Origin of the sequence: Streptomyces sp. NPDC058683, assembly GCF_042716195.1 — a bacterium.
Lineage (GTDB): Bacteria > Actinomycetota > Actinomycetes > Streptomycetales > Streptomycetaceae > Streptomyces.
Window position 1 is genome coordinate 13,390 of the sequence record NZ_JBHXSK010000046.1, and the last position, 15,260, is coordinate 28,649.

At 72.2% G+C, this 15,260-nt stretch carries 16 protein-coding genes; 9 read left to right on the top strand and 7 right to left on the bottom strand.

Features of this window, described 5'->3' with window-relative positions; translation table 11 throughout:
• Positions 1 to 55: 55 nt before the first annotated feature.
• A complete protein-coding gene (locus ACFWXC_RS38995; protein ID WP_384486512.1) occupies positions 56 to 559 on the top strand; it encodes a Rieske (2Fe-2S) protein in 504 nt (167 codons plus the stop codon).
• A gap of 8 nt (positions 560 to 567) precedes the next feature.
• Here ACFWXC_RS38995 and ACFWXC_RS39000 read toward each other — a convergent pair whose 3' ends face one another.
• Entirely contained in the window at positions 568 to 1,212 is a 645-nt protein-coding gene (locus tag ACFWXC_RS39000; RefSeq protein WP_384486514.1) for a cysteine hydrolase, read from the bottom strand.
• A gap of 78 nt (positions 1,213 to 1,290) precedes the next feature.
• Between ACFWXC_RS39000 and ACFWXC_RS39005 the strand changes: the two genes are divergently transcribed.
• Positions 1,291 to 1,755: a pyridoxamine 5'-phosphate oxidase family protein gene (locus ACFWXC_RS39005; protein ID WP_384486516.1), complete on the top strand. Its 465-nt coding sequence runs from the start codon at positions 1,291 to 1,293 to the stop codon at positions 1,753 to 1,755.
• Between the two features lie 12 nt (positions 1,756 to 1,767).
• On the opposite strand, the gene ACFWXC_RS39010 is transcribed toward ACFWXC_RS39005, so the two are convergent.
• Positions 1,768 to 2,955 (bottom strand): MFS transporter, encoded by a 1,188-nt coding sequence (locus tag ACFWXC_RS39010; RefSeq protein ID WP_384486518.1) that lies wholly within the window; start codon positions 2,953 to 2,955, stop codon positions 1,768 to 1,770.
• Between the two features lie 99 nt (positions 2,956 to 3,054).
• Between ACFWXC_RS39010 and ACFWXC_RS39015 the strand changes: the two genes are divergently transcribed.
• Positions 3,055 to 4,140: a DUF5937 family protein gene (locus ACFWXC_RS39015; RefSeq protein ID WP_384486520.1), complete on the top strand. Its 1,086-nt coding sequence runs from the start codon at positions 3,055 to 3,057 to the stop codon at positions 4,138 to 4,140.
• 36 nt (positions 4,141 to 4,176) lie between these two features.
• Here the strand turns inward: ACFWXC_RS39015 and ACFWXC_RS39020 are convergent, their stop codons facing one another.
• Positions 4,177 to 5,079: a LysR family transcriptional regulator gene (locus tag ACFWXC_RS39020; protein ID WP_384486522.1), complete on the bottom strand. Its 903-nt coding sequence runs from the start codon at positions 5,077 to 5,079 to the stop codon at positions 4,177 to 4,179.
• Positions 5,080 to 5,181: 102 nt separating this feature from the next.
• A complete protein-coding gene (locus ACFWXC_RS39025; protein ID WP_384486524.1) occupies positions 5,182 to 6,516 on the bottom strand; it encodes an aminotransferase class I/II-fold pyridoxal phosphate-dependent enzyme in 1,335 nt (444 codons plus the stop codon).
• A gap of 36 nt (positions 6,517 to 6,552) precedes the next feature.
• Between ACFWXC_RS39025 and ACFWXC_RS39030 the strand changes: the two genes are divergently transcribed.
• Positions 6,553 to 7,251 (top strand): pyridoxamine 5'-phosphate oxidase family protein, encoded by a 699-nt coding sequence (locus ACFWXC_RS39030; protein ID WP_384486526.1) that lies wholly within the window; start codon positions 6,553 to 6,555, stop codon positions 7,249 to 7,251.
• A 99-nt stretch (positions 7,252 to 7,350) separates the two neighbouring features.
• On the opposite strand, the gene ACFWXC_RS39035 is transcribed toward ACFWXC_RS39030, so the two are convergent.
• Together ACFWXC_RS39035 and ACFWXC_RS39040 are read right to left on the bottom strand one after the other, a co-directional pair.
• Complete coding sequence (locus tag ACFWXC_RS39035; RefSeq protein WP_384486528.1) at positions 7,351 to 8,328, bottom strand: DMT family transporter; 978 nt, start codon at positions 8,326 to 8,328, stop codon at positions 7,351 to 7,353.
• A 46-nt stretch (positions 8,329 to 8,374) separates the two neighbouring features.
• A complete protein-coding gene (locus ACFWXC_RS39040; RefSeq protein ID WP_384486530.1) occupies positions 8,375 to 8,962 on the bottom strand; it encodes a Clp protease N-terminal domain-containing protein in 588 nt (195 codons plus the stop codon).
• A gap of 199 nt (positions 8,963 to 9,161) precedes the next feature.
• Here ACFWXC_RS39040 and ACFWXC_RS39045 point away from each other — a divergent pair, with 199 nt between their 5' ends.
• Complete coding sequence (locus ACFWXC_RS39045; protein ID WP_384486532.1) at positions 9,162 to 9,356, top strand: hypothetical protein; 195 nt, start codon at positions 9,162 to 9,164, stop codon at positions 9,354 to 9,356.
• Between the two features lie 114 nt (positions 9,357 to 9,470).
• Positions 9,471 to 9,899, top strand: a complete 429-nt coding sequence (locus ACFWXC_RS39050) for an SRPBCC family protein (RefSeq protein ID WP_351712342.1) — start codon at positions 9,471 to 9,473, stop codon at positions 9,897 to 9,899.
• Between the two features lie 75 nt (positions 9,900 to 9,974).
• On the opposite strand, the gene ACFWXC_RS39055 is transcribed toward ACFWXC_RS39050, so the two are convergent.
• On the bottom strand, positions 9,975 to 10,571 hold the full coding sequence (locus ACFWXC_RS39055) for a PadR family transcriptional regulator (RefSeq protein WP_384486534.1): 597 nt from the start codon (positions 10,569 to 10,571) through the stop codon (positions 9,975 to 9,977).
• A gap of 287 nt (positions 10,572 to 10,858) precedes the next feature.
• Between ACFWXC_RS39055 and ACFWXC_RS39060 the strand changes: the two genes are divergently transcribed.
• Genes ACFWXC_RS39060 through ACFWXC_RS39070 form a run of 3 tightly spaced genes read left to right on the top strand, consistent with a single transcriptional unit; the run spans position 10,859 to position 14,594 of the window.
• Positions 10,859 to 11,530 (top strand): TnsA-like heteromeric transposase endonuclease subunit, encoded by a 672-nt coding sequence (locus ACFWXC_RS39060; protein WP_384486536.1) that lies wholly within the window; start codon positions 10,859 to 10,861, stop codon positions 11,528 to 11,530.
• Positions 11,518 to 13,578 carry a Mu transposase C-terminal domain-containing protein gene (locus ACFWXC_RS39065; protein ID WP_384486538.1) on the top strand — a complete coding sequence of 687 codons (2,061 nt, stop codon included), beginning with the start codon at positions 11,518 to 11,520 and terminating at the stop codon, positions 13,576 to 13,578. Before ACFWXC_RS39060 ends, ACFWXC_RS39065 begins: the two co-directional genes overlap by 13 nt.
• Complete coding sequence (locus ACFWXC_RS39070; RefSeq protein WP_384486540.1) at positions 13,575 to 14,594, top strand: AAA family ATPase; 1,020 nt, start codon at positions 13,575 to 13,577, stop codon at positions 14,592 to 14,594. Before ACFWXC_RS39065 ends, ACFWXC_RS39070 begins: the two co-directional genes overlap by 4 nt.
• The last annotated feature ends 666 nt before the right edge of the window (positions 14,595 to 15,260 follow it).

Genomic DNA, 15,260 nt, shown 5'->3' on the forward strand with positions numbered 1-15,260 from the left:
AAGACCGTACCCCTGGACGGATCAACGAGAAGCTCCGCGGAAGGGAACCCCTCACATGACCAGCGCATCGCTCAACCCCTCTGCCAAACCGGCCCGCCGCACGATCATGGCGGCGGCCGGAGCGGCGGGGCTCGCCGCCGCGCTGACTGCCTGCGGGTCGTCCGACGACTCGTCGAGCTCGACCACCACGGACAACGCGGGCGGTGGCTCCACCACCCAGGACAGCAACGGCTCGGGCGGCGCGACCGACACCTCCACGGCGGCGGCCGGCGGCTCCGCGCTCGCCAAGACCTCGGACATACCCGAGGGCGGCGGCACGATCTACAAGGACCAGGCCGTGGTCGTCACCCAGCCGACGTCGGGCCAGTACAAGGCGTTCTCGACGAAGTGCCCGCACGCGGGCTGCGCGGTGGCGAGCATCGCCAACGGCGCGATCGTCTGTCCCTGCCACGGCAGTGAGTTCGCCATCGCCGACGGCAGCGTGAAGAAGGGCCCGGCGACGACGGGTCTGACGGCCGCGAACATCACCGTCTCCGGTGACCAGATCACGCTGGCCTGACCCTGGGCTCAGGCCCGCCTGCGCGGGTTCTTGAGGCAGCCGAGCACCTCGTCCGTGGTCGCGACCGTAGCGACCAACGCGAGGGTGTTGCGGACCATCGCGGGGGTGTACTCGGAGGGCACTCCCGCGATGGCGTCGGCCGGGACGACGGCCGTGTAGCCCCGGTTCACCGCGTCGAACACGGTGTTGGGAACGGCCACGTTGGCCGAGACCCCGGTGACGATCAGGGTGCGGCAGCCGAGGTTGCGCAGCAGCGGGTCGACGTCGGTCCCCTGGATCGGCGACAGGCCGTGCAGCCGCCGTACCACCAGGTCCTCCTCCGAGACCTCGATGGGGGGCGCGACGCGGACCGCCGCGGTGCCGGAGAGCTGCTGGACGGGCAGCCGCTCGGCGGCACGGAACAGGCGGGCGTTGCGGTTCGCCCCCCGGCCGTCGGGGCGGCGTTCGGCGAGCGCGTGGATCACCTGGACGCCGGTGTCGTGCGCGGCGGCGACCAGCCGGGCGATGTTGGCGAGGGCGCCCGATGCCCGGGCCTCGTGGGCGAGTTCGGGCAGCGCGCTCTGCGGGCCGACCACGCCCTGCTGGCACTCCACGGTCAGCAGGACGGTGCTCACGGGATCGATGAGCTCCGCGAGCCGTTCGTACGACGGCATGTGACGCCCCCTTCCGCCTTGGTGCGGGGCGGGCGAGACTAACCAGCATTGCGCGGGAACGGAAGAAGAGGGGGCCGCATGACCGACACGCAGCGCCGGGGCCGGAAGATCATGATGACGTCCGGCGAGCTGGACGAGTTCCTCACCACACAGCGCACCTGCCGGGTCGCGACCGTGTCGGCGTCCGGTGACCCGCATGTCAGCGCCCTGTGGTTCGCCTGGGACGGCAAGTCGCTGTGGCTGTACTCGGTGGTGCGCAGCCAGCGCTGGAAGGACCTGAGCCGCGATCCGCGGGTGGCGGTCGTGGTCGACTCCGGCGAGGAGTACGACCAGTTGCGCGGCGTGGAGCTGAGAGGGACCGTCGAGTTCGTGGGCGAGGTGCCGCGCACCGGTGAGCTGGTGGCCGAACTCGACTACATCGAGACGCTGTTCGCCCGCAAGAACTTCGGCCTGGACGAGATGCCGCACGACGGCAGGCACGCCTGGGCCCGGCTGACCCCGACGAAGACCGCCTCCTGGGACTTCCGCAAGCTGGGGAGCTGACGAGCATCGCGCCTACTCGCTGACGACGGCCGCGGCGGACAGCAGGGTGGCCGCGGCCAGGGAGCCCCAGAGGGCGGCCGGGCCGCGCGCCGCGAGCGTGGTGATGACCACCGGGGAGACCGCGAGGCCGAACCCCGTGGAGAGCTGGAAGCGGGCCAGGGCCCGGCCCAGGACATGGGCCGGGGCGAGGTGGGTCACGAGTGCGGTGGCGCTGCCCGCGTAGCCGATCTCCCCGAGGGTGCAGACCACGGACACCGCGGCGAGGGCGGGGGCGCCCCAGCCGGGTCCCGCCCCGGCGACCGCGAGGAAGCCGAGGTAGGACGCGGTGAGCACCAGGCCGGCCAGGGCGAGCGCGGTCCGCCGGGAGAACCGGGACATCAGGACGGTGACCGGTACCTGGAGAGCGACCACCAGCACCGTGTTGGCCACGAAGATCACGGCCGACCACACCGGGGACGCGTGCAGCTGTGTCACCAGGACCAGCGGGAGTGCGATTTCGGGGACGTTGAGGCAGAAGACGTAGACCACGTTGGCGATCAGCAGCGCGCGCATCCGGGGTGCGGGCCGGCCGGCCGCGTCCTGTGTCGGAGCGGCGGCCGGATGCGCGTGGATGCGGACCGACCGGGCCAGGGCCGCGGCGGCGCAGTAGGCGAGCCCGGTGCCGGCCGCCAGGGCCCGGAACGCGGTGCTGCCGCCCGCCAGGCAGGCGGTGGCGACGAGTGCGCCGACGCCCATACCGGCGTTGCGCAGGGCGCGGCCGGCCGCGAGGGCCGCGTCGCGTTCCCGGCCGTGGGCGACCGTGGCCACGAGGGCGGCGTGGGCGGCCGGCCAGGCCTGGTTGCCGATGCCGAGGAAGAGCGCCGCCGCCACGAAGAAGGCGACATGCCCCGCCGGGGCCGCCAGCAGCAGGACCACGCCCACCACCCGCACCAGCATCGACGCCGCCACGGCCGTGCTCCGGGCGCCCCGGTCCAGCCAGCGGCCCACCGCCGGCATGCAGACCAGACCCGCGACGATGCCGACGGTCATGGCGGCGCCGGTGACGGGTGCGGACAGCCGCAGCACCGTCACCCCGTAGAGCAGCAGAAAGGGCCGCAGCAGACCGGTGCCGAGCGCGTCCACGGCGAGGGCGAAGGCATAGCGGGGGCCTCCGGAGGCCCGGACGAGGGTGCGGGGCCGGATGCCGGTGGTGGTTGTCATGGCGCCCAAGCTGCGTTCGCCCGCGGTGCGGGGCACGCCGGTTGACGGATACCGTCAACCGGCGTCGTCGTCCACCGTCCGGCCGGGGATGATGACCGGATGACGCTTCGCATCGACATCAGCGGGCCGCCGGCCGAGCGGCTGCGGTTCGCCGCCTCGCCGCTGGCCGAGCTGACCGCGATGCTGCATGTGCTGGCCGAACCCGGGCATCATCCGCAGCTGGCGGGCTGGGCCGCGGACGTCTGGGCCGGGCTGCGGCCGGAGCTGGCCGAGCGCCTCCGGGAGGCGGACTTCCTCTGGCGGTCCTCACAGGCGGACTTCCTGATCCCCGCCCGGCCCCGGCCCACCCTCGCCGAGGAGCTGGACGACGTGGACCGGATCGACGACGAACGGTATGTGACCGCCGCGCTCGTCACCACGTGCGGCAGCAGCCGGGTCCACTTCGCCGCCCGGTCGCCGCTCGCCGACCCGGCCGCGCGGCAGCGGGCCCTGGATCTGGCGCAGGCGCGCGGCGCGTCCCAGGAGGCCTTCGCGGAACGGCTGCTCGCGGACCCGGCCGCGGTACGGGCCCGGTTGCGCGACACCCTCGAACAATGTGCCGAGGCGTTCTTCGACACCGCCTGGACGGGTATCGCGGTGCGGCTCGCCGCCGATCTGCGGCTGAAGAACGACGTGCTGAAACACCAGGGTCTCGGCGCGGCGCTCGACTCGGTCTCCGGCGCGGTCACCCTGGCACCGGACGGCGACCGCATCATCGTGGACAAGCTCCAGGACAAGTCGACCACCGCCCACGGCACCGGGGTCACCTTCATCCCGACCGTCTTCGGCCGCCCGCACCTGGTGGCGGTCCACACACCCGGGTGGCAGCCGGTGGTGCAGTACCCCGTGGCCGAGCCCGGCCCGTCGGAGCCGGTGCCGCTGGAGACGGTCACGCTACGGCTGGAGGCACTCGCGCATCCGGTACGGCTGCGGCTGCTGCGCACGCTGGCCCGGGGCCCGCACACCACCCGCGAGCTGGCCCACGCTTGGGAACTCTCGCCGCCCGAGGTCTCCCGCCACCTCGCCGTCCTGCGCCGCGCGGGCCTGCTCACGGCCCGGCGCCACGGCCGGTACGTCCGCTACAGCCTCAGTCTGCCCGACCTGACGGCACTGGGCACCGACCTGCTGGCGGCCGTACTGCGCTGAACGGTCCCGGTCGGGCGTGGCGCGGGGCAGGGTGGGTCAGGAGATCACCGCGGCCGCGCCCCGCAGGGCCTGTACCGCCGCGCGGATCGAGGGGCGGCGGTCGGCGTCGGCCCGCCAGACGGCGTAGACATGGCGGCGTGCCCGCTGCTTCAGCGGCACCATGAGGACGCCCTCCGGCACCGGGTGGCGGCCCAGCAGCGGCGCGATGCAGACCCCCAGCCCAGCGGCGACCAGGTTGAGCTGCGTGTGGGTCTCGGCCGCGCGGTGGCCGATGAGCGGTTCGATGCCGCGGGAGCGCAGCGTGAACATCAGCCACTCGTGGCAGAACTCGCCCTCGCCCCAGGTGATCCACTCGTCGTCGGCGAACTCCCCCAGGTCCACCTCGTCCCGCCCGGCCAGCCGGTGCGCGACCGGCAGGGCCACGTCGGCGGGGTCGTCCAGCAGCGGCGCCTTGACCAGCCCGTCGGGCAGCGGCATCGGCTTGTTGTACCAGTCCAGGACGACGGCGAGGTCGAGGTCGCCGCGCACCACCCCGGCGACGCCGTTCTCCGGTTCCAGTTCGCTGGAGCGCACGCGCAGCGCCGGGTGCTGGGCGCGCAGGGCGGCCAGCGCGGTCGGGAACAGGCCGCGGGCGGCCGTCGGGAACGCCGCCACCGCGAGCTCGCCGACGACCTGACCCCGGTGCGCCTCCAGGTCGGACCGGGCCAGCTCCACCTGGGAGAGGATCCGGGCCGCGTGCTCGGCGAGCAGCCGGCCGGCGTCGGTGAGCCGCACCCCCCGGCCGTTCTTGGCGAGGAGCTGCTGGTCCACCTCCCGTTCCAGCTTGCCCATCTGCTGCGACACCGCCGACGTGGTGACGTGCAGGGCCTCGGCGGCCCCGCTCACCGAGCCGTGCCGGGCGAGGGCGTCGAGGGTGCGCAGGCGCTCCAGGTTCAACATGTAAGCGATTCTAAGAGGTGCCTACCGGGAAATCTCCATGGTGCTACGACGTCGGTTCAGCACCGGCAACGGGACCCCGCCGCCGTGCGGGACCGGTCCCGCCTAGGCCTGGATGCGGCCCCTCGCCGGTGCGACCGCCGCCGCGACGGCCGCCGCCAACGGGCCGGTCTCCTCGGGGGTCAGAGTCGAGACCGTGATCCGGATGCCGGACGGGGAGGCCAGGCGGTACCGCGCCCCCGGGGACACCGCCCACCCCTCGTGCAGCAGACGGGACACCGCGCCCGTCTCGTCCGGGACCGGGACCCAGACGTTCATGCCGCTGCGGCCGTGCGCCTCGATGCCGTGGTCCGCGAGCGCGTCGATCAGCAGCTCACGGCGGGCCCGGTAGGCCGCCGCCACCTGCGGGCCGTGCACCGCGCCGTCCGTCCGCATCCGGACCACCGTGCGCTGGAGCAGGCGGCTCACCCAGCCCGGTCCCAGCCGCTGCCGGCCCCGTACCCGGTCGACGGTGACCTCGTCGCCGGTCATGACGGCCAGCCGCAGGTCGGGGCCGTAGGCCTTGGCGGCCGAGCGGACGAAGGCCCAGTGCCGGGTGGTGCCCACCAGGGGGTGCAGGGGCAGGTCGACGATGCCGTGGCCGTGGTCGTCCTCGATCAGCACGGTGTGCGGGTGGTCGCGCAGCACGGCGCGCAGGGCACGCGCGCGTGCGGCGCTCACCGCGGCGCCGGTGGGGTTGTGCGCCCGGGCGGTGACGATCAGGGCGCGCGCCCCGGACTCCAGCGCCCGGCGCAGGCTGTCGGCGCGCGGTCCGTCGTCGTCGACGGCCACCGGGACGGTACGCAGCCCGAGCGCGGGGACGAGATCGAGGGTGCGACCCCATCCGGGGTCCTCGACGGCGACCGGGTCACCCGGCTTGAGGTGCGCCAGCAGGACCCGCTCGACGGCGTCGAGGGAGCCGGAGGTGACGGTGATCGGCCCGTGGGGCACGCCGTCGGCGGTGAGTTCGGCGCGCGAGATCCGCTCCAGCTCCGGCTCGACGGGGTCGGCGCCGTAGAGGACCGGGGCGCGTTCGCCCTCGTCGGCCGCCAGAGCCGTCAGGATCGGCGCGAGGGCGGGGAGCAGCGCGGGGTCGGGGTTGCCGGAGGACAGGTCGCGGACGTCGGCCGGGACGTCGACCCGGATCTGGTCCCGTCCGGTGGTGGCCGGCTTGGACCGGATACGGCTGCCCCGCCGGCCGGCGGTCTCGATGACCCCGCGCTCGCGCAGGGTGCGGTACGCGGCCGCGACCGTATTGGGATTCACCCCGAGCCGGGCCGCCAACTCCCGCATCGGCGGCAGCAGTTGGCCCGGCTCCAGCTCGCCCGCACCCACCCCGCGCTCGACGCTGGCCGCAATCTCCGCTGCGCCCCGGCCCTCGATCAGATATTCTCCTAGCACAAAGCAGATTATGCACTAGTGCAATGGAGATATGCAATGGAGACCGCCGAGCCCGCCGTACAGGGGACCGTGCCGACACAGCCCGCCGCCTACACCCCGACCGACCGCACCGTCCCGACGCGCTCCGCGCAGCGGGCGTCGTACGACAAGGACGTGGTGCACTCGATCCTCGACGAGGGGTACGTCTGCCACCTCGGCTTCGTGCGCGACGGCGCGCCGGTGGTGCTGCCGACGCTGTTCGCCCGGGTCGGCGAGGTGCTGTACCTGCACGGCTCGACGGGCTCGCGCCCGCTGCGGATGACGGGGCAGGCCGACCCCGGGCTCCCGGTGTGCGTGACGGTCACCCATGTCGACAGCCTGGTGCTGGCCCGCTCCGCCTTCCACCACTCGATCAACTACCGCTCGGTCGTGGTGCACGGCGTCGCCCGCCAGGTCACCGACCCCGAGGAGAAGCGTCTCGCGCTGGACGCCCTGGTCGACCATGTGGTCCCGGGCCGCTCGGCCGACTCCCGTCCGGCCGACAAGAAGGAACTCGCCGCGACGGCGGTGATCCGCCTGGACCTGGCCGAGGTCTCGGCCAAGACCCGCACGGGCGGTGCCAACGACGAGCCCGAGGACCTGGACCTGCCGTTCTGGGCGGGCGTGGTGCCGCTGCGCAAGGGGTACGGCACTCCGATCGCCAACGGCGACCTGGCGGCGGACGTGCCGGTTCCGTCGTACCTCGAGCACGCCTGACGCACGTTCCGGCAAGGGCCCCGCACCCCTTCGGCGGGTGCGCGGGGCCGTGGCGAGGCGAGACCTCCCACGGAGCCCCCGCATCCGCCGCCGGTCCGGTCACCCCGCGGACGTCGAGGCGACCCGCCCCTCCACCGCACTCCGGTCCACCACCGACTCCTTCGCCGGCGTCGAGGACTGCGCGATGAACGCGCCCAGCAGCACGACGGCCCCGCCCAGTATCTGCGGCACCGCCAGCCGCTCCCCCAGCAGCACCCAGGCCAGCACGGTCGCCACGACCGCCTCGAGACAGGCCACCACCCCCGCGACCTGCGGAGACAGCCGCCGCACCGACAGCACACCGGTGACGTAGGCGACGACCGTCGCGACCAGCACGATCCACACCAGCAGGGCGAACGCCGGCACCGTGGACCCGTTCATCCGCGCGGAGCCGGCCAGCACCGACCAGTCCATCGTCCACGGCCGCGCCACGACCGTCAGCACACCCGCCCCCACCAGCAGCCCGTAGGCGATGACCCCCAGGGGATCCACGCCGTCTCCGCCACCGTGATCGGCGAGCACGAAGTACCCCACCTGACAGCACGCCGCCGCCAGGGCCAGCGTCAGTCCCAGCGCGTCGAAGCTCAGCCCCGCCCACACCTCCACGACGCAGGCGAGGCCGCCGGCCGCGAGGGCGACGCCGAGCGCGGCGGCGCGGGTGACCGGCCGGCGCTGCACGAAGCGGACCCAGCCCAGCACCAGCGCGGGGGCGAGGTACTCCACGAGCAGCGCCACCCCCACCGGTATGCGGGAGATCGCGGCGAAGTAGCAGGCCTGGACCCCGGCGACCGCGAGCAGGCCGAACCCGGCGAGCAGCGCGGGCCGGCGGCGCGGCAGGTCACGGTGGCGGACGGCGAGCGGCAGCATCACCAGGGCGGCGCCCGCCACCCGCAGCCACACCACGTGCAGCGGGTCGAGCCCGGCCTCGATCAGCGGCTTGGCCGCGACGCCGGAGCCGCCGAAGGCGAGCGCCGATCCGAGGGCGAGGGAGAGCCCGAGGCCCCTGCCATGACTGCTGTCAGTGATACGCACCGGCACATGATGCCAGGGGACGACATGAGCGTCACGCCCTTTGACCCCTGTCTCAACGGCTGGACGTGCGGCTTTCCGTCTCGGCGTCCCACACTCCGTCGTCCCCGTCGACCCGCACGGCCAGGGCGCGGGAGGCCACTCCGGCCCGCTCCAGCACCTCCACGGCCCGGGACTCCGGGTCCACGACGAGGCCCGCCAGCAGATCGGTGCCGTCGGCCCGGTCGGCGGTGCGGCGCCGGGCGCGGCTGCGGGCGTACTCCAGGGCGGCCGCGGCCACCGGCGACCAGGCCCCGTCCCCCTTCGCCCCGGCCCGCGGAACGGACTGCGGAACGGCCGGCAGCGCGCCGGAGTCCTCGACCCCGCCCTGCCAGCGCAGCCCGTAGCCGATGCTGCGCTGCACGAGATAGCCGAGCAGCCGGGCGAGTTGCGGGGCGTCGCCGATGACGGCGCGGACCTCGGGGTCGGACTCGATCAGCGAGTGCAGCAGATGGGCGGTGTCGACCTGGCGGTCCCCGTCCCGCACCGCCCTCCGGCGGGCACCGGCGACCACCGCTGCCAGCTCGGCGCCGAGCCCGGCATCGTCGTCCGTGTGGATGCCGCCCTGGTCCTGGACGGGCTGGCGGGGAATACGGGGTTGCACATCCCCTACCTCATCAACCGCAAGCGCTTGAGTCATCGCCGAGGGGAAGCATCTTCGCGTCCCACGCAGAGTGGACGGCGACGGCCGGAATCTCCTCCTTACGGATGAGATCAGGCCGATTCCCCCGCACGGGCGCGCGCCGTCTTGCCGTGCGCCCCGTACGCAACCGCCGCGCACCGGCCGTACGTCTCTCGTCGTTGTGGAGAGCGGGTGCGGTTGCTGGCTGGTCGCGCTGCCGGCGGTCGACGGCAGGCTGTACGTGTACCGGGTGTACGCGCCGGAGGACGCGCTGCTCGCGGACCTGTTCTGGGATGCGTGGCACTGCCACGACGAGAGCGCCTTCCCGCGGGCCTGGGACCTGTTCGACGCGGCGGAGATACGGCGGGTGGGCTGAGACTCCGGTCGCGCCCGGGATCCGCACATTTCCTGACGGTTCATCAGTATTGAATGTTCGAGGCCCTGCGGCTACGTTCCGCGACACCGTAGCCCGATACGAAGGGGTGGTCGCATGGCCGAAGTCAGCGCGGAATCACGCATCCAGGCACCGGCCGAGAAGGTGTGGGCACAGCTCACCGACTGGCCGGCGTACGGGCAGTGGAACGCGACCCACACCAGTTTCCCCAAGGGCGGCCCGGAGAACCTGGCGGTGGGCGGGACCTTCCAGGAGAACATGAAGCTGATGGGCTTCCCGGCGGAGGTCGAGTGGACCATCGAGGAGCTGGAGCCGGCGCGGGTGCTGGCGATCCGCGGCAAGGGCCCGATGGCGGTGACCGTCGCGACCCGCTACACGCTGACCCCGGACGGGGACGCGACGGGGGTGCGGATCGACGGCGAGTTCACGGGCGCGGCCGTGTCTCTGATGGCGGGCAAGCTCAAGGACTCGGCGACGGCCGCCCTGAACGAGTCGCTGCGCAAGCTGGCCGGGCTGGTGGCCTGAGCCCCGCCCCGGGCAGACGGAAGGGCGCCCCGCGGATCACTCCACGGGGCGCCCTGTTCGCCGTGACCACGAGGGTCAGTCCTCGTCGGCGAGGATGAGGTACAGCTTCTTGCGGGTCTCGTTGATGACGGCCAGCGCCTTCTCGCGCTGTTCCTTGCTGCCGGTCTTCCAGACCTGCCCGAAGGCCTCCATCAGACCGAAGCCGGCCTGCCGGATCTCGCCGAGTGCCTCGAAGTCGACCCCGCGGGAAGCCTCTTCCCAAGGGGCGTCCGGACCCTCGTCGGCGGCCGTGCGGCCGCTCTCGGTGAGGGAGAACAGCTTCTTGCCGCCCTCGCTCTCGCTGGTGATCAGGCCCTCGTCCTCCAGCAGCTGGAGGGTGGGGTAGACCGAGCCCGGGCTGGGCTTCCACGCACCGCCGCTGCGCTCGGCGATCTCCTGGATCATCTCGTACCCGTGCATCGGGCGGTCCTTCAGCAGGGCCAGGATCGAGGCCCGGACGTCACCGCGCCGCGCCCTTCCCCTGGGACCTCCGCGCCCTCGCGGCCCCCAGTGCCCCGGTCCGAAACCGGGACCGCCGGGGCCGAAGCCGGGGCCGCCCGGACCGAAGGGCCCGAACGCCGCACGGCGTCCCTGTCGCTGTCCATGTCCACGCTCGTGTCCGTGGGAACGCATCAGAATCACTCCATTCGATCGTTGATCTGTCGCGTATCGTTCGCGATGCGTCAACGATATATCGGGAGTGTTCGGATGACAAGCCCCTTCCGACTGCTCGACTGTCCTGTGACAGCGAATCTCGTTCGATTGCCACTGAAGTTTGACCACCGGTACGTTCCTGCCACCGAACTTTGACCGTTGCGGTTGGAGGCGTGGTGGGGGCAGCGGCTCATGCGTACGGTGATCCGGCGTTATTCGCCTTTGAGCTGGACTTTCTTGAGTCCGGTAAGCGTTGTCGCGGACCGTTGGGCCGGTTGTGGGGTACGCGGTTCGAGGGCGTTCAGCCGGTACGTGAGTTCCGGTGGGCGAAGGGCGGGGAGAGCTTCCCGGGCTGGTACTTCGCGGCGACGACCAGCGGGCACGTGGGCTACGAGTCGTGGCTGGAGCGGGACTGCCTGATCTTGCTGGACCGTGATCCGAGGGTGGTCGGGATCGCCTCGCAGCCGTTCTGGTTGCACTGGCAGGACGGTCCGGAACAGCGTCGCCATGCGCCTGACTTCTTCGTACGCCTTGCTGACGGGCGGGCCAGAGTGGTCGATGTCCGTTCCGCGGACCGGCTGGACGAGCGGACCGGGGAGGCGTTCGCGGCGACGCGTCGGGCCTGTGAGGCGGTGGGCTGGGAGTTTGCGTGGATGGGCACGCCCGAGCCGGTGTTCATGGCGAACATACGCTGGCTGGCCCGCTACCGGCGGACCCGCTCGGGGCGCCCGGAGGGGGTGGCGGCCGCGCTGGTGGAGGTCTTCGAGGAACCGCTGCCGTTGTGGTCGGGAGCCGGCCGGGTGGGCGATCGGCTGCAGGTCCTGCCGGTGCTGTTCCATCTGCTGTGGTCCGGGCGGCTGGGCACGGACCTTCAGTCCGCGGTGCTGGGTGCGGACAGTCTCGTCTGGGCCGAGGGGCGGGCGGCATGGGCAGGATGAAGCGGCCGGGGCGGGTCGCGGTCGGTGACCGGGTGCGGTTCGAGGGCCGGATCCGCGGGGTGCTCGCCGTCGCCGCCCAGGCGGTGACGCTGACGGATGGCGAAGAGCCGTATCTGGTCGTGCCGTTGCTCGAGTTGTTCGCGGCGGCCGATTTCGAGGTCATGACCAGCCCGGTCCGGATGCCGTTGCCTGCAACCTCGCTGCTGGAGGCGTTTCCCGCCCGGGAGGTGGACAAGGCTCTGTGGTGGGAGGGCCACATCCTGGAGGTCCTGCACGGGCTGCCGCCCGATGCCGAGCCCGGCACGACGGTCCGGCCTGAGTACGGACCGGAGCGGTCCTTGACCGCCCGGCAGCGGGCAAAGGCCGCTGAGCTCACTGCCGCTGGTCACAAGGTCTCTGCCAGTACGGTCGCCCACCGACGACGTCGCTACCAGGAGCGCGGGGTGCTGGGCCTGGCCGATCACCGACCGGTCCGCAGGACGGCCGAGTTCGGGGAAGTCGACGACGCGGTGGTGGCCGCGATGCGGCAGGCGATCAAGGAAGCCGTGGACGCCTCAACCCGCACGGGGACGTTCATCTTGTGGCGGACCGGCGAGATCCTCAAGGAGACGCCTGACAGGCAGAGAGCTGGGCTCCCCTCACAGCGGACGCTCTACCGGCTGCTGGCGAAGCTGACTTCGGGCACCCACACGACCGGCTCGGCGGTGACCCGCCGGTCCAGGGCCCACGGGGCCACGACGCCGCACGGGGAACTGCCCGTGCTCGCTCCGGGCGAGGTCATGCAGATCGACTCCACGCCGCTGGACGTTCTGGTCCTGCTCGACAACGGCGTCACGGGCAGAGTCGAGCTCACCGCCATGATCGATGTCGCGACCAGGACGCTGACCGCGGCAGTGCTGCGGCCGACCACGAAAGCCGTGGATGCCAGCGTGCTGCTGGCCCGCACCGTCACTCCCGAGCTGATGCGGCCGGGCTGGTCGGACGCGCTCAGGATGTCCCGCTCGGTGCTGCCGCACCGCAGGCTGCTGGCTCTGGACGAGCGTCTGGCCCATGCGGCGGCCCGGCCGGTGATCGTCCCGGAGGTCATCGTCTGTGACCACGGCAAGGCCTTCCTCTCCCGCAACTTCGTCTCCTCCTGCCGGTTCCTGGAGATCGAAGTGCAGCCGGCCCATCAAGGCTCGCCCTTCGAGAAGGGGCACATCGAGAAGATGCTGGGCTCGGTGGCCACGCTGTTCGCGCAGTTCCTGCCCGCCTACACCGGCCGCAGCGTCGAACACCGCGGCCGGCACCTGGAACGCGAACGGGTTTGGTCGCTGCTGGAGTTGCAGGAGCTGCTGGACGAGTGGATCGTCGCGAAGTGGCAGAACCGCAAGCACGACGGTCTGCGCGATCCGGTCCACCCGGGCCGGCTGTTCACGCCGAACGAGAAGTACGCCGCCTTGGTGGAGGCCTGCGGCTACGTCCCGGTCGCACTCAGCGGCGACGACTACGTCGAACTCCTGCCCGCGGAATGGCGGGTGGTCAACGAGTACGGCATCCGGATCAAGAACCGCACCTACGACAGCCGGGCCTTGGGGCCGATGCGCCGCCAGAACTCCGGGGTCCGGGCGAAACGCGGCCTCTGGGAGGTCCACCGCGACCCCTACGACGTCTCCCGGATCTGGGTACGCAACCACCGCGGTGACAACGAGTGGGTCCCGGCCACCTGGAAGCACCTGAACCGGGCACCGGTTCCCTTCGGTGACCTGGCCTGGGACCACGTCAGCCACCAGCTGCCCCGCGCCACCGAGGCGGAGATCGCCGACGCGGTCGCCGCCCTGCTCACCCGGGCCCACGACGGCCCGCAGACCGGACAGGATCCCCAGCCCGGCAAACGTGACCGGCGGGTGGCCGCCCGCACGAAAGCCGCAGGCCCGCTGACTCCTGCGTCCGTTGCCGGTGCGCAGGCAGAGCCCGAGGACGAAGCAGACGAGAGCGAGGAGTCGGTGGCTGAGGTGATCCCGCTCGGACTGTTCGACCCGCTGGAAGACCCCTGGAAGCGCTCATGACGGCATCGTCCGCCCTGCCCCAGGACTCCCAGCGGCACCTGACCACGATCGACGGCTGGCGCCGCTTCGTCGAAGGACCACCGGGGCCGCCGCCCCGGCTGACCGACGCTCAGTACGACGCGCTGGGCAAGGCCGGCCAGGCGGCCTTCGACGAAGCGCGTCTCGATCACCACGGCCGTCTGCTGGTGGTCGCCACCTCCGTCGTCCGTCACACCGTCGCCACCGGCCGCCGCCTGGTCGTGCTGAACCGGCACGCGATCAGCGCCCGCCGGGGCCTGATCGTCTCCGGACCCGCCGGCACCGGGAAGACCATCGCGATCACCCAGCTCGGACTGTCCCACGAACTGCTGGACCGGGCCCGGCACCCCACCGCCACCGACCGCAAGCCGGTCATCTACATCACCGTCCCGCCCGCCGCGACACCCCGCATGATCGCGGCCGAGTTCGCCCGTTTCCTCGGGCTGCCGGTGATGGCCCGCATGAACATCACCGACCTCATCGAGTCCGTCGTCGGTGTCTGCACCGACGCCCGCACCGGCATGATCCTGGTCGACGAGCTCCACAACATCTCGCTCACCACCCAGCACGGCGCCGAAGTCGCCGACACCCTCAAGTACTTCTCCGAGCGGATCCCCGCGACGTTCATCTACGCGGGCATCGACATCGAGCACGGCAGCCTGCTGACCGGCACCCGCGGAGCCCAGATCGCCGGCCGTTTCACCCTGATCCCCACCCACCCCTTCCCCTACAACAGTGAGTGGCGGGGCCTGGTCGCCACCATGGAGAAGACCCTCGCCCTGCGACGGCACCGGCCAAGCACCCTGGCGAGACTGGACCGCTACCTGCACGACCGCACCGGCGGCATGATCGGCGCCCTCTCCCACCAGATCCGCGGAGCCGCGATCGACGCGATCTTCAACGGCACCGAGAAGATCACCAAAGCCGGACTGAAGGCCGTCCCACTGGACGTCGCCGCCGAATCGCCCCACTTCCGCGGACCCAGGTCCTCCCGATGACCCCCGAGAACGTCCGCATCCTGCCCTTCCAGGTCCGGCCCAGGTCCGGCGAAGGCATCCGCTCCTTCATCGTCCGCCTGGCCCACGCCAACCATCTCCCGCCCCGCTACCTGCGGACCTACCTCTGCGAACCGCCCGAGCATCTCGGTCCTCCCAGCTGGACACGGCTGGCCGCCGCGACCGGCCGCGACCCGGAGACGCTGGTGGCCACCCTGGAGACAAGACGCTGCCTGGAGTGCGACGGGGAGATTCCGCCCTCCGACGTCATCGGCCGCCAGGCCCTGCGCTGTTCCCAGGCCTGCCGCGAGAAGGCCTACCGCAAACGACTTCCTCGGGCTCCAGTGCAGATGGCCCCCTGCAGAGAGTGCGGCAAGAACATGAAGATCCAGCCCGGACAGCGCTATCGCCTGTGTTCATCCGCCTGCCGGAGGGCCAACTACCTCAAGCACGAGGAGAAGTGGTTGGCCGAGGCAGACCCGGCTGATCCATCCGGACCACGCGTCTGCCCGGTCTGCGACGGCCCGATGTTCTCAGCAGCACGCCGGACATGCTCGGACCGATGCCGCCAGCGAGCACGTCGCCAACAGCTCAGGCAGCCTCCCCCGGACCCGTCTTCTCCACCGCCGGTGACATCGCCGACACCACAGCCCGCACCACCACCCCAGC

Excerpts from the sequence above, each read along its gene's own strand:
- ACFWXC_RS39055 (WP_384486534.1), bottom strand. The coding sequence starts at position 10,571 with ATGCGTTCCCACGGACACGAGCGTGGACATGGACAGCGACAGGGACGC.
- ACFWXC_RS38995 (WP_384486512.1), top strand. The coding sequence starts at position 56 with ATGACCAGCGCATCGCTCAACCCCTCTGCCAAACCGGCCCGCCGCACG.
- ACFWXC_RS39020 (WP_384486522.1), bottom strand. The coding sequence starts at position 5,079 with ATGTTGAACCTGGAGCGCCTGCGCACCCTCGACGCCCTCGCCCGGCAC.
- ACFWXC_RS39000 (WP_384486514.1), bottom strand. The coding sequence starts at position 1,212 with ATGCCGTCGTACGAACGGCTCGCGGAGCTCATCGATCCCGTGAGCACC.
- ACFWXC_RS39065 (WP_384486538.1), top strand. The coding sequence starts at position 11,518 with ATGGGCAGGATGAAGCGGCCGGGGCGGGTCGCGGTCGGTGACCGGGTG.
- ACFWXC_RS39005 (WP_384486516.1), top strand. The coding sequence starts at position 1,291 with ATGACCGACACGCAGCGCCGGGGCCGGAAGATCATGATGACGTCCGGC.
- ACFWXC_RS39070 (WP_384486540.1), top strand. The coding sequence starts at position 13,575 with ATGACGGCATCGTCCGCCCTGCCCCAGGACTCCCAGCGGCACCTGACC.
- ACFWXC_RS39010 (WP_384486518.1), bottom strand. The coding sequence starts at position 2,955 with ATGACAACCACCACCGGCATCCGGCCCCGCACCCTCGTCCGGGCCTCC.
- ACFWXC_RS39015 (WP_384486520.1), top strand. The coding sequence starts at position 3,055 with ATGACGCTTCGCATCGACATCAGCGGGCCGCCGGCCGAGCGGCTGCGG.
- ACFWXC_RS39050 (WP_351712342.1), top strand. The coding sequence starts at position 9,471 with ATGGCCGAAGTCAGCGCGGAATCACGCATCCAGGCACCGGCCGAGAAG.
- ACFWXC_RS39030 (WP_384486526.1), top strand. The coding sequence starts at position 6,553 with ATGGAGACCGCCGAGCCCGCCGTACAGGGGACCGTGCCGACACAGCCC.